The organism is Saccharopolyspora antibiotica (assembly GCF_047200635.1).
Taxonomy (GTDB): domain Bacteria; phylum Actinomycetota; class Actinomycetes; order Mycobacteriales; family Pseudonocardiaceae; genus Saccharopolyspora_C.
The window spans coordinates 1-12,770 of record NZ_JBJZOI010000041.1; the positions used below are offsets into that span (position 1 = coordinate 1).

A 12,770-nucleotide genomic window follows, 5' to 3' on the forward strand; every position below is an offset into this window, starting at 1 on the left:
TATTCATGAGAGAAGGGGGTCGATCGGGACCGTCCAAAACGGACGGGCCGGTCGGCCCCCTTTGTCGTGCCGTGGTGCGGCCAACAGGCTCCCCGGCAGCGCACCTCGACGGCGCCGAAAGATCGGCGGCACCGAGGTCTAGGCTGGTAGTTCAACCGAGTATCGCTTTCCAGGAGGTCTGGTGTCCGGGTCCGACGACACACGTGGCGGCGGCGACCGCCGCGGAGCCGACTCCGGCCGCAGTGGCGGCCAGGCCGGCCGAAAGGGGTCGACCGGACGAGGGTTCGGTGGTGGCCGAACCGACCGCGGCCGCGACGGTGGCTCGCGAGGTTTCAGCAACGACCGCGCCAAGGGCCGCGGCGATCGCCCGAACCGGGACCGCGACGAGCGGCGCGGTCCGCGCATCGAAGATCGGCGAGCCGACGGCGGCCACCGCCAGCGGGCCTTCGGTCAGGGACGCGATGAGCAGACCTGGGGCCACCCCGGTGGCAAGGATGACTCGAAGTACCGCAAGGACGGCCGGGGGCGACCCGGCGACAAGGGCGGATACCGCCGGGATTCCAAGTTCGACGACCGCAAGGGCGGACGTCCGTTCGAGCAGCGCCGCGGACCTCGGGACGAACGGCGCAACGACGCTGGGCGCGGACCGCGTCAGTTCGACCGCCAGGACGATCGCGGGCGCCGCTCCGATCGTGACGACCGTCCCCAGCGTTCGCACCCTGAGGGCGGCTGGCGCGACAACAAGGACAGGGACGACCGGGGGCGCAGCGAGGCTCGCGGCGCCGACAAGCGGCGCTTCGACGACCGCCGAGACCGTCCCCAGCAACGATTCCAGCGCGACGACCGACGTTCCGACGACCGGCGCGGGGACGACCGGCGTGGTGGCTACCAGGGCGGTCAGCGCCAGGGCGGGAACCGATTCCAGGGTTCGGGCCGTGACGACCGCCAGCGCGACAGTCGTCCGCGCTCGGACCGACCGTGGACCGACCGCAAGAACGACGGTCGCGGCCGCGAGGAGCGCCCGTGGGCGGACAAGCGACGTGACGATCGGCCTCGTCGTGATGATCAGCGCGATGATCGTGGCGGTAGGCCGTCCTACGCTCAGCGTGACGATCGGCCTCGTCGTGATGATCAGCGCGATGATCGTGGCGGTAGGCCGTCCTACGCTCAGCGTGACGATCGGCCTCGTCGTGATGATCAGCGGGACGATCGTGGCGGTAGGCCGTCCTACGGCCAGCGTGACGACCGGCGTGGTGGAGACCGTCCCCAGGGCAAGCGCGAGCGGTTCGAGAAGGACCGTCCGCGCCGAGACGACCGTCCGCGCTCCGGCCCCGGAGAGCGGGGGCCTCGGCACGACGACCGCACGACGAAGCCCCGCGCGGACAAGCGCGATGACGCCGAGCAGAAGCCGGTCGAGGTCGCTCCGGAGTTGCCGGACGACGTCGACGCCTCGGAACTCCACGGTGATATCCGCCGCGACATGCGCTCCCTCCCGAAGGGCCTCGCGGACAAGGTCGCGCTGCACCTGGTCGCCGCCGGGAAGTTGATGGACACCGACCCCGAGCAGGCGCTGGTGCACGCGCGCTACGCCCGGCACCGCGCTTCGCGGATCGGGGCGGCGCGGGAAGCCAACGGTCTGTGCGCCTATCAGATGGGCGAGTGGACCGAGGCGCTCTCCGAGCTGCGCGCCGCGCGCCGCATGGGCGGCGGACCCGGGCAGATCGCGATCATGGCCGATTGCGAGCGGGCGCTGGGGCGCCCGGAGCGCGCCCTCGAGCTCAGCCGGAGCGCGGAGGCGGCCGAACTGGTCGGTGGCGACGCGGTCGAACTGCGCATCGTGGCCGCTGGCGCCAGGCGGGACCTCGGCGAGGTCGAAGCCTCCGTGGTGAGCCTGCAGATCCCCGAGCTGGACCCGCAGCGTCAGGAGCCGTGGAGCGCCCGGCTCTTCTACGCCTACGCGGACAACCTGCTCGCGGCCGACCGGGTGCAGGAGTCCTTCACCTGGTTCGTGCACGCTGCCCATGCGGACGATGACGGCGACACCGATGCGCCCGAGCGGTTGGAGGAACTCGTCGTGCGTCTCGGCGGGGACGTCGACACCGACGAGCTGGTGGCCGAGGCCGTCGCCGCCGGGCCTCCGATCGTTGAAGAGGTGGGGGAGGACGACCTCACCGAAGTCCCGGTCGACGCTCCGGCTGACGGCGCGGTGACACCGGCGGAGGAGAGCGCCGCCGAGCCGGGGCAGCAGGTCTCGCCGTCGGCTGCGGAGACCGAGCAGGGGGCGAAGTCGAGCGAGCCCCGGGGGGACGAGACCGCGTGACCGACACGTTGCTCGACCACCACGACGCGGTGCTGCTCGACCTCGACGGCACCGTGTACCGGGGTGGGCTGCTGGCACCCGGGGCGGATGAAGCCATCGCGGGTGTGCGCAGCCGCGGGGTGCGGACGAGGTACGTGACCAACAACGCCTCGAAACCCGCCCGAGCCGTCGCCGACCACCTCGTCTCGCTCGGACTCGAAGCCACCCCTGATGAGGTGAGCACCAGCGCGCAGGCTGCTGCCGCGCTGCTCGCCGAGCAGCTGTCCAGCGGTGCGAAGGTTCTCGTCGTCGGTGCGGAAGCCCTCGCCGCCGAGATCGAGCTGGTGGGGTTGAGCCCGGTGCGGGAGAACGCGGCCCAGCCCGTCGCCGTGGTGCAGGGCCATTCGCCGGAAACCGGATGGTGGAACCTCGCCGAAGCGTGCCTGGCCATCAGGGCGGGAGCGAGGTGGGTCGCGTGCAACGCGGACGCCACGCTGCCCACCGAACGTGGCGAACTGCCCGGGAACGGGTCGATGGTGGCCGCGCTGCGTGCGGCGACCAAGCAGGAACCGCAGTGCGCGGGCAAGCCCGAGCGGCCGCTGCTGGACCGGGCCGTCGCGTCGGCCGGTGCGAGCCGTCCGCTGATGGTGGGCGATCGCCTGGACACCGACATCGGGGGCGCCGTGCGCTCCGGTATGTCCTCGTTGATGGTGCTGACCGGTGTGGGCACCCCCGCGGAGGTGCTGTTCGCCCCGGCTCAGGAGCGTCCCGAGCACGTGGCGGACGACCTGCGCGGACTGCACCTCCCGCACTCCACCACGGTCGTCGCCGAGCAACAGGCGTGGAAGGTTCGGGTGGAGGAGGGCGTGCTCGAACTCTCCGCGTCGCAGCAGCCTTCGGAAACCTCGGCTGAACGACGGGCCATGAGTGCTTTGCGCGGGTTGTGCGCGGCGTGGTGGGCGGTCGGTTCCGGCTCGGTGGAGGTCCGCGCGGCCGACGAGATCGCCGCCAGCGCGCTCCGCGAGCTGGCGCTGGATTGAGAGGCCGGGGTCCGCGCATGGCCCGTCTCGGTCGGATAGCGTTGATGTAGTCGTCGCGGCAGGTCCGGCGACGTGGGCTACAGAAGCAGGAGATGATGAATTCTCCAGGGCACGGCGGCAACGCCGTTCCGAACCCCTCGATGCTGGCGCGGTCGTCGGATGACGGCTCGGCTGCCGAGGAAGCCATCGGTGATGCCCTCGCGCGCCTGGACGAGGTGCGCGAGCTGCCGGTGGCGGACCACGTCGAGCGGTTCGAGGCCGTTCACTCGGCGCTGTCCGATGCGCTGAGCGCGGCCGAGAACATGCTGTCCGGCTCGACCGGCGGCGGGTGATCGACATGCCGCGCAGAGCGCGCTTGGACGCGGAACTGGTCCGGCGCGGCCTGGCCCGATCCCGGGAGCAGGCCGCCGAGTTGATCGCCGCTGGGCGGGTCACGGTCCGCGGGATGGTGGCGAAAAAGCCCGCCACCGCCGTCGAGACCGACGCCCCGCTCCTGGTCGCCGAGGACGTCGACGATCCCCGCTGGGCGTCTCGCGGAGCGCACAAGCTGATCGGTGCCCTCGACGCTTTCGAGCAGGAAGGGCTGACCGTCGCGGGACGCCGGTGCCTGGACGCCGGAGCGTCGACCGGGGGGTTCACCGATGTGCTGCTCCGGCGCGACGCCCGGGAGGTCGTCGCGGTCGACGTGGGATACGGCCAGCTGGTGTGGGCGCTGCGGACGGACGAGCGGGTGCGGGTGCACGATCGCACGAACGTCCGGGCACTGGAGCCCGCCGACATCGGCGGACCTGTCGATCTGGTCGTGGCGGATCTGTCGTTCATCTCGTTGAAGCTGGTGCTGCCGGCGCTGCTCGCCTGCTCCGGTCCCGGCGCCGACCTGGTGCCGATGGTCAAGCCGCAGTTCGAGGTGGGCAAGCAGCGGTTGGGCCCGGGTGGGGTCGTCCGGGACTCCGGGTTGCGGGCGGAGGCGGTGCTCGACGTGGTGCGCTTCGCCGCTGAGGCGGGAGTGGGCCTGCGCGGGGTGGAGGCCAGCCCCCTGCCGGGACCGTCCGGGAACGTGGAGTTCTTCCTCTGGTTGCGGGCGGGCGCGAGCACCGAACCCGACGAGGCGGCGGAACTCGTGGCGGACGCGGTCCGGCGCGGGCCGCAGGCCGCGGGCAGGACCGGGGGCGTCGCCGAGGCCCCCGTTGAGGCGAACGGGCACGGACGAGGGAGTCCCAGTTGACCCGAGAGGTGCTGCTGGTGGTGCACACCGGTAAACAGCACAACCTGCGTACCGCGGAGAAGGTCGCCGGTCAGCTCGTCGGTGCCGGGGTGCGGGTTCGGGTGCTCGACGACGAGTCCCGCGACCTCAGCCCCGGTTGCTACACCCAGTCCGTACCGGCCGGGCCGCACGCCGCCGCGGGCACGGAACTGGTCTTCGTGCTCGGTGGCGACGGCACGCTGCTGCGCGCGGCCGAGCTCGCCCGGCTGCCCGGAGTCCCCGTCTTCGGGGTGAACCTGGGCCGGGTCGGGTTCCTGGCCGGCGCCGACTCCGATGCGCTGGACCAGGCGGTGCTCGCCGTGGTCGAAGGCCGCTACCACGTCGAGGAGCGCATGACGGTCGACATCACCGCCATGCTCGACGGCAAGGTGTTGGCCACCACGTGGGCGCTGAACGAGGCCAGCGTGGAGAAGAGCAGCCGGGAGCGGATCCTGGACGTGGTCGTCGAGGTCGACGGCCACCCGGTTTCGGCCTTCGGCTGCGATGGCGTGCTGTGCTCCACGCCGACGGGGTCCACCGCCTACGCCTTCTCCGCGGGCGGGCCCGTGGTCTGGCCCGAGGTCCAAGCTCTGCTGGTGGTGCCGAGCAACGCGCACGCGCTGTTCGCCCGGCCGCTGGTGGTGTCGCGGAATTCGACGGTGGCTCTGGAGATCGACCACGGCGGACACGACGCGGTGCTGTGCTGCGACGGGCAGCGGCACTTCGACCTCCCCGCCGGAGCCAGGGTGGAGGTCATCGCCGGGGCGAACCCGCTGCGGTTGGTCCGCCTGTACGACGCGTCGTTCACCGACCGGCTCGTGCGGAAGTTCGAGCTCCCCGTCCAGGGCTGGCGCGGTCCGGTCGCCGACTGACCAGCCGTGATCGGCCGGCCGGGGTGTCTCCGGATCACCGCCCCGCTGGTTGGGACCGCGTTGATCGGGCTGGCGGGGCCCGGTCGGTCGGGGGCGACCGCTAGGGTGCTTGATGTGTTGGCTGAGATGCGCATCCAGGGATTGGGAGTCATCGACGATGCCACGCTGGAGCTGCACCCTGGCCTGACCGTGGTGACCGGTGAGACCGGAGCTGGCAAGACGATGGTGGTCACGGGGCTGCATCTGCTCAGCGGTGGGCGCGCCGATGCTTCGCGAGTCCGATCGAACGCCCCACGGGCCCTGGTGGAGGGGCGGTTCGAAGTCGCGCCCGATTCCAGCGCCGCGAAGGTGGCCAGGGATGCCGGGGCCGAACCCGACGACGACGGCAGCCTCATCGCCCTGCGCAGCGTGAACAGCGACGGCCGCTCCCGCGCGCACCTCGGCGGGCGAGCGGTGCCGAACGCCGTGCTCTCCGAGCTGTCGGATCAGCTGCTCGCGGTGCACGGCCAGAACGACCAGCTCCGGTTGCTGCGTGCGGGGGAGCAGCGGGCGGTGCTCGACCGCTTCGCGGGTGAACCGGTGGCGAGCGTGCTCGCGCGGTATCAGCGGATCCGAGCCGAGTGGGTCGACGCGGTGCGCGAGCTGACCGAGCGCACCGAGCGCGCGCGCGAGTGGGCACGGGAGGCCGAGCTGCTCCGGCACGGCCTGGACGAGATCGAGGCGGTGGCCCCCGAGCCCGGAGAGGACACGGCTCTCGTCGACGAGGCGCGACGGCTCTCCGACGTCGATCAGCTTCGAGAGATCGCGGCCGGTGCGCAGCACGCGGTGAGCGGTGCCGCGGACGGTGATCCGGAGGCGCCCGGCGCGATGGGTCTGCTCGGCGACGCGCGCAGGAGGCTCGGCGGTGCCGAGGACCCGGTGCTGCGCGAGCTGGAGTCCCGCGTGGCGGAGGCCGCCGCCGTGCTGGCCGACGTCGGTGCCGATCTCGGTGGTTACCTCGACCGGTTGGACGCCGATCCGGGACGGTTGGAGCAGGTGCTCGCCCGGCAGGCGGAGCTCAAGAACCTGGTCAAGAAGTACGCCGCCGATGTCGACGGCGTGCTCTCCTGGGCTGATGACGCCCGCGAGCGGCTGGCGGGCATGGACACCTCGGACGAGGCCCTGAACGCCCTCGCCCAGCGCCGGGACGAGCTCGCGGCCGAGCTCGCCGAGCACGCCCGCACGCTGTCCCGCGAGCGCGGCGAGGCGGCCGTGGGACTCGCCGCCGCCGTTTCCGAGGAGCTCACGGGACTCGCGATGGCGCAGGCCAGGCTGGAGGTCGTGGTCGAGCCCAAGGAAGCCGACGACGCCGACGCCGCCGCGCTTCGGGTGGACGAGCGCACCCTGCTGGCCGGCCCGGAGGGCACCGACGAGGTGGAGCTGCGGCTCATCGCCCACTCCGGCGCGCCCTCGCTGCCGATCCACAAGGGCGCCTCGGGCGGTGAGCTGTCCCGGGTGATGCTCGGCCTGGAGGTGGTGCTCGCCGACGCGGACACGGTGCCGACGCTGGTGTTCGACGAGGTTGACGCCGGGGTGGGCGGACGCGCGGCCGTCGAGATCGGCCGGCGCCTGGCGCGGCTCGCCCGGACCCACCAGGTCGTCGTGGTCACCCACCTCGCCCAGGTCGCCGCCTACGCCGACCGGCACCTCGTCGTCGACAAGGGCGCCAACGACACCGGGCTGACCCGCAGCGACGTGCGCACGGTCGCCGACGGCGAGCGGGTGGCCGAGCTGGCGCGGATGCTGGCCGGACTCGACTCCACCGCGACCGGGCGCGCCCACGCCGAAGAGCTGCTGGAAACTGCGGCGTCCGACAAGTCCCAGGGCGAGCGCGCGCCGCGCCGGAGAGGGAGCAAGAAGGCCTAGGCCGGATCGTGCCGACCCGATTGGTCCGTTCGGAGCAATCAAAACGGGTCGAACGTTGTAGTCCGCGCGGCGTGGCGGCCTCGCGCGCGGTGATCCTTTTGTCACCATCGGTCCATGAAGCTCAGTGGTCTGCTCGCACGCCAGGAGGAAGATCGACCGGGAGTGATCGGCACGGCGCGCGTTCCGCGCCGTGCCGACGAGCTGCCCTCGCGGCTCGGGCCCGGGGACATCGTCCTGCTGGACCAGGTCGACCTCGACCGCCGCACTGCCGACACCCTGGTCGCGGCCGGCGTCGCCGCAGTGATCAACGCGGCGCCGTCCATCTCGGGCCGTTTCCCCAACCTCGGGCCGGAAGTGCTCTCCTCGGCCGGCGTCGCGTTGATCGACCGCGTGGGCCGGGACGCGATGCGCGTGGTCAAGGACGGCGCTCGGCTCCGCGTGCACGGAGGTCGCGTCTACAGCGGCGACCGCGAGATCGCGAGCGGCGTCGAGCAGGACGCCGATTCGATCGCGGATCAGCTGATCGAGGCCAAGGCGGGGATGACCGCGCAGCTGGAGGCGTTCTCCGCCAACACGATCGAGTTCCTGCGCACCGAGCGGATGCTCATCCTCGACGGAGTCGGGGTGCCCGCTGTGAGCGTGCCGATCGAAGGACGGCACGTGCTGGTGCTGGTCCCCGGGTACGGCCACGCCGACGACCTCAAGCGGCTCAAGCGCTACATCAAGCACTACCGGCCGGTCCTCATCGGGGTGGACGCCGGGGCGGACACGCTGCTCCGCGCGGGCTACCACCCCGACGTGATCGTGGGTGACCCGAACGGGATCTCCACCGACACGCTCAAGCGCGCGACGGAGGTCGTGGTCCCGGCGCACCTGGACGGGCACGCGCCGGGGATCGGGCGCATTCAGGACCTCGGCATCGGCGCGCTGACCTTCCCGGCGTCCGGCAACGCGGAGGACCTGGCACTGCTGATCGCCGATGCTCACAACGCCTCGCTCGTGGTCACGGTCGGATTCCAGGCGACCTTGCACGAGTTCCTCGACCGCGGGCGCTCCGGATCGAACCCGTCCACGTTCCTGACCCGGCTGCGGCTGGGCAGCAGGTTGGTGGACGGGGCCGCGGTGACCTCGTTGCAGCGAGGTGCCGGGTCGAACGGGCCGGTGATCGTGCTCCTCATGGCGGCCCTGGTGGTCCTGGCCGTGGCCTTCGCGGTGTCCGGGTTCGGCACTTCCTTCCTCGCCGTGGTCGCCGACTTCGGCCGCGGGGTGCTCGGCCGTGCGGGGGAGTGGTTCGCGTGATCACGTTGCGGCAACACGTGATCTCCCTGGCGGCGGTGCTGCTCGCGCTGGGGGTGGGCATCGTGCTCGGCTCGACCTCTCTCAGCGAGCGGCTGCTCTCCCACGTCGGCGAGGAACGCGACTCGCTGAGCCAGCGGGTCGACGAGCTGGACCAGCAGCGGTCGGCGCTGCGGGGAGAGCTCGACGGCGCGCGGCGGTTCAGCGCCGCGACCGCGCCGATGACGGTGCGGGGGCAGCTCGCGGATCGCGACGTCGTGCTCATCAGCTCGTGGGACGTGCCGGAGCAGCGGCTGACGGCGATGCGCGGCTTGCTGGAGGCCTCCGGAGCGCAGGTGTCCGGGGACGTGCGGCTGGCCGAGGCGGTCGCCGACCCGGAACGCGCTGATCAGGTGCGGCGGTTGGTCACCCGGCTGCTGCCGGCGGGAGTGCAGCTGCCGACGGCGACCGATGCCGGCACGCTCACCGGCGGGCTGCTGGGGCCGCTCACCATGCTCGACCAGGGGTCCGGGGCGCCGCAGGTCTCCCCGGAAGAACGAGCCGCCGCGCTCGCCGGACTCGCGGAGGGCGGCTTCGCCTCCACGATCGGCGAGGTGCGACCCGCCCCGCTCGCGCTGGTGCTCACCGGTGGCGAGCAGCGCGGTGGTGGAGCCGCGGACCGCGCGGGCTTCCTGGCCCGCTTCGCGGCGCAGGTGGATCGGTCCGGTGCTGGCGCCGTGCTCGCCGGGGCCGGCGGCTCCGCGGACGGCCGCGGTGCGATCGGGGTCGCGCGGGCGGACCGGGCGGTCGCCTCCGCCTTGTCCACCGTCGACAACGTCGAGACCTCGCAGGGAGAAGTGGCCGCGGTGCTGGCCCTGAGCGAGCAGCTCGATCGCCGGGCCGGGCACTACGGCACCGCGAGCAGCGCGGAGGGCGTGGTGCCCGGAGCGCGCGACTGAGCGGTCTCGTGCCCGGCCCGGCTCGGGAGCCGCGCCGGGCGGCGCGTACGCGAGCGCGCCGCCCGGCTGGGAGACCCGGCGGGCCGGGGTCCGGCGCCGCGCCGGGGGGAGGGGCGGGGCGCGGTGAGCCGGTTCCACGCCGGGTCGGGTTCGGGAGTCCACGACTTCGATGATGGAAGAGAATTATTCGATTCGCGATAATTCGATGGAGTGACATTCCTGGTTCGGTGCCCCGCGGGGCGTCAGAATCGGATCCGTGGACGAGACGAGAAGCGCCGCGAATCGAGTCGGAGAGCGCGGCGGGGCACCTCCGGATGCGCCCGCTGCGGATGACCGCCGCCCTGCTGCGGGCGGCCCCAGCCCCGTGGTGCGCCAGCACCTGCTCGCGGCGGAGCTGCGGAAGCTGCGGCAGGCCGCCCGGCTGACGCACACCGACGTCGCGAGCCGCCTCGGGTGGCCGCAGGCGAAGGTGAGCAAGATCGAAGGAGCCCGGCAGCACGTCGGCATCGATGCCGTGATCGCGCTCGCCGACATCTGCCACGCGGGCACGGAGCACAGAGACCAGCTCGTCGAGCTGGCCCGGTCCGCACGGGAGCGGGGCTGGTGGGAGTCGTACCGGGACGTCCTGGCCGCGGACCGGCGGCAGCAGGTCGGGTTCGAGTCGGAGGCCGCGGTGGTGCGCGCCTTCGCGGTCGACGTGGTCCCCGACCTGCTCCAGACCGAGGACTACGCGGCAGCGGTCCTCGAGGCGCGCAGACCGGGCGCCTCGACGGCCGAGCTCGACCGCTGGCGTGAGGTCCTCCGCCGGCGTCGGGCTCGGCTGGACGACGGTGGCCTCGCACTGGACCTGGCGCTGGGGGAGTCCGCGCTGCACCGCGAGGTCGGCGGCCCAGCGGTGCTGGCGGACCAGCTGCGGTGGCTGCGGGAGCTGGCGGCGCGACCCGGGATCACCCTGCGCGTGCTCCCGTTCAGCGCGGGTGCGCTGGCCACCGACGAATCGTTCGAGCTGCTCTCCTTCTCCCTGGGTCTGCCCGACGTGGTGGTGCGCCCCGCTGGGGCGGGGGTCGAAATGATCGAGGAACGCGGGACGGTGGCCGCCTACTCCGAGCTGCTCGAGCGCATGCGGGCCAGCGCGCTGCCGCCGGAGGAGTCCGCGCGGCGGATCGCTGCGGGAAGGAGGGTGCCGTCGACGACCTGAGAGCGACGGGTGGGGCGGGTGCCCGCCGGCCACCAATGGCGGTTGACCTGGAGCGCGTCGCCGTGGTGGAGACCATGCGGGTCGCCGTGTACCCGCGGTTCATCGTGCGTTAGGCTGAAATCCCGTGGGAGAGACGGATTCAGCCGTCCTGCCAGCGCAGATTCATTCAGCCCGGCGACGGCTTGACCACGGGGAGCCTTCTTGGTGCCGCAAGCACGCACGATCAAGCACGTGTTCGTCACGGGGGGTGTTGCCTCCTCGCTCGGCAAAGGACTGACGGCGTCGAGCCTGGGCGAACTCCTGACCTCCCGCGGCCTGCGGGTGACGATGCAGAAGCTCGATCCCTACCTGAACGTCGATCCCGGAACGATGAACCCGTTCCAGCACGGCGAGGTCTTCGTGACCGAGGACGGGGCGGAGACCGACCTCGACATCGGGCACTACGAGCGGTTCCTGGACCGCGACCTCACCAAGAACGCCAACGTGACGACCGGCCAGGTCTACTCGGCCGTCATCGCGAAGGAGCGCCGCGGCGAGTACCTGGGCGACACCGTGCAGGTCATCCCGCACATCACCGACCAGATCATCGCGCGGATCCGGGCCATGGCCGAGCCGGACGAGGACGGGCGCACGCCCGACGTGGTGATCACCGAGGTCGGCGGCACGGTCGGGGACATCGAGTCGCTGCCGTTCCTGGAGGCCTGCCGCCAGATGCGGCACGACGTGGGCCGGGACAACTGCTTCTTCCTGCACGTCTCGCTGGTGCCGTACCTGGCGCCCTCGGGCGAGCTGAAGACGAAGCCGACCCAGCACTCGGTGGCCGCGCTGCGCAACATCGGCATTCAGCCGGACGCGCTGGTCTGCCGCGCGGACCGCGAGTTGCCGGACGACCTCAAGCGCAAGATCGCGCTCATGTGCGACGTGGACTCGGACGGCGTGGTGGCCTGCCCCGACGCCCCGTCGATCTACGACATCCCGCGCGTGCTGCACACCGAGGGCTTGGACGCGTACCTGGTCCGCCGGCTCGGGCTGCCGTTCCGGGACGTGGACTGGACCGTGTGGGGCGACCTGCTCGACCGCGTGCACAAGCCCACCGAGCGGGTGCGGATCGCGCTCGTCGGCAAGTACGTCGACCTGCCGGACGCCTACCTCTCGGTCACCGAGGCCCTGCGCGCGGGCGGTTTCGCGCACCGGGCGAAGGTCGAGATCGCGTGGGTGCCCTCCGACGAGTGCGACACGGACTCGGGCGCGGCCCACGCCCTCGCGGGCATGGACGGCGTGCTGGTACCTGGCGGGTTCGGCGTGCGGGGCATCGAGGGCAAGCTGGGGGCGATCCGGTACGCGCGCACGCACGGGATCCCGACCCTGGGCCTGTGCCTCGGCCTGCAGTGCATGGTGATCGAGGCTGCTCGGTCGCTGGCCGAGCTGAAGCGCGCGAACTCCGCCGAGTTCGAGGAGCCCTGCCAGCACCCGGTGATCAGCACCATGGCCGATCAGCGCGACGTGCTCTCCGGGGACCGGGACATGGGCGGCACGATGCGGCTCGGTTCCTACCCGGCGAAGCTGGTCGAGGGCTCGGTCGTCGCCGAGGCCTACGGCAGCACCGAGATCGCCGAACGGCACCGGCACCGGTACGAGGTGAACAACGCCTACCGCGACCGCCTCACCAAGGCGGGGCTGGTGTTCTCGGGAACCTCGCCGGACGACCGGCTGGTCGAGTTCGTGGAGCTGCCCCGCGAGCAGCACCCGTTCTTCGTCGGGACCCAGGCGCACCCGGAGCTCAAGAGCCGGCCGACCCGCCCGCACCCGCTGTTCGCCGCGTTCGTCCGGGCGGCGGTCGACTACCGCGCAGCGGAGCGGCTGCCCGTGGAACTCGCGGAGACCGCGCAGGCCAAGGTCTGAATCCGTCCTTGAGCTGACGGCTCGGGTGGTTCCCCCCCGGGACAGCCAAAACCCCCCCACCAAAAACCAAAAAAAGA

11 protein-coding genes are annotated in these 12,770 nt (G+C 72.3%); 10 read left to right on the top strand and 1 reads right to left on the bottom strand.

Features of this window, described 5'->3' with window-relative positions:
- Nucleotides 1–151 precede the first annotated feature (151 nt).
- Nucleotides 152–1,462 carry a hypothetical protein gene (locus ACL03H_RS23590; protein WP_412813501.1) on the bottom strand — a complete coding sequence of 437 codons (1,311 nt, stop codon included), beginning with the start codon at nt 1,460–1,462 and terminating at the stop codon, nt 152–154.
- 18 nt (nt 1,463–1,480) lie between these two features.
- Here ACL03H_RS23590 and ACL03H_RS23595 point away from each other — a divergent pair, with 18 nt between their 5' ends.
- The 10 genes from ACL03H_RS23595 to ACL03H_RS23640 all read left to right on the top strand — a co-directional run bounded on the left by ACL03H_RS23595 (nt 1,481) and on the right by ACL03H_RS23640 (nt 12,693).
- Nucleotides 1,481–2,320 (top strand): tetratricopeptide repeat protein, encoded by an 840-nt coding sequence (locus ACL03H_RS23595; RefSeq protein WP_412813502.1) that lies wholly within the window; start codon nt 1,481–1,483, stop codon nt 2,318–2,320.
- Nucleotides 2,317–3,339, top strand: a complete 1,023-nt coding sequence (locus tag ACL03H_RS23600) for an HAD-IIA family hydrolase (protein ID WP_412813503.1) — start codon at nt 2,317–2,319, stop codon at nt 3,337–3,339. The genes ACL03H_RS23595 and ACL03H_RS23600 overlap by 4 nt, the downstream gene beginning before the upstream one ends.
- A gap of 92 nt (nt 3,340–3,431) precedes the next feature.
- A complete protein-coding gene (locus ACL03H_RS23605; protein ID WP_412813504.1) occupies nt 3,432–3,671 on the top strand; it encodes a hypothetical protein in 240 nt (79 codons plus the stop codon).
- Between the two features lie 5 nt (nt 3,672–3,676).
- Nucleotides 3,677–4,564: a TlyA family RNA methyltransferase gene (locus ACL03H_RS23610; protein ID WP_412813505.1), complete on the top strand. Its 888-nt coding sequence runs from the start codon at nt 3,677–3,679 to the stop codon at nt 4,562–4,564.
- Complete coding sequence (locus ACL03H_RS23615; protein WP_412813506.1) at nt 4,561–5,454, top strand: NAD kinase; 894 nt, start codon at nt 4,561–4,563, stop codon at nt 5,452–5,454. The genes ACL03H_RS23610 and ACL03H_RS23615 overlap by 4 nt, the downstream gene beginning before the upstream one ends.
- Before the next feature lie 114 nt (nt 5,455–5,568).
- Nucleotides 5,569–7,359, top strand: a complete 1,791-nt coding sequence (gene recN / locus ACL03H_RS23620; protein WP_412813507.1) for a DNA repair protein RecN — start codon at nt 5,569–5,571, stop codon at nt 7,357–7,359.
- A gap of 114 nt (nt 7,360–7,473) precedes the next feature.
- Nucleotides 7,474–8,658, top strand: coding sequence for a putative cytokinetic ring protein SteA (gene steA / locus ACL03H_RS23625; RefSeq protein WP_412813508.1), 1,185 nt, complete (start codon nt 7,474–7,476; stop codon nt 8,656–8,658).
- Nucleotides 8,655–9,593, top strand: coding sequence for a copper transporter (locus ACL03H_RS23630; protein WP_412813509.1), 939 nt, complete (start codon nt 8,655–8,657; stop codon nt 9,591–9,593). Before steA ends, ACL03H_RS23630 begins: the two co-directional genes overlap by 4 nt.
- A 364-nt stretch (nt 9,594–9,957) precedes the next feature.
- Nucleotides 9,958–10,791, top strand: coding sequence for a helix-turn-helix domain-containing protein (locus ACL03H_RS23635; RefSeq protein WP_412813510.1), 834 nt, complete (start codon nt 9,958–9,960; stop codon nt 10,789–10,791).
- A 204-nt stretch (nt 10,792–10,995) separates the two neighbouring features.
- Entirely contained in the window at nt 10,996–12,693 is a 1,698-nt protein-coding gene (locus ACL03H_RS23640; RefSeq protein WP_412813511.1) for a CTP synthase, read from the top strand.
- Nucleotides 12,694–12,770 lie beyond the last annotated feature (77 nt).

What these genes read in the sequence shown, in the direction of transcription:
- ACL03H_RS23595 (WP_412813502.1), top strand. Translation starts at nt 1,481, where the DNA reads ATGCGCTCCCTCCCGAAGGGCCTCGCGGACAAGGTCGCGCTGCACCTG.
- ACL03H_RS23605 (WP_412813504.1), top strand. Translation starts at nt 3,432, where the DNA reads ATGATGAATTCTCCAGGGCACGGCGGCAACGCCGTTCCGAACCCCTCG.
- ACL03H_RS23610 (WP_412813505.1), top strand. Translation starts at nt 3,677, where the DNA reads ATGCCGCGCAGAGCGCGCTTGGACGCGGAACTGGTCCGGCGCGGCCTG.
- steA (WP_412813508.1), top strand. Translation starts at nt 7,474, where the DNA reads ATGAAGCTCAGTGGTCTGCTCGCACGCCAGGAGGAAGATCGACCGGGA.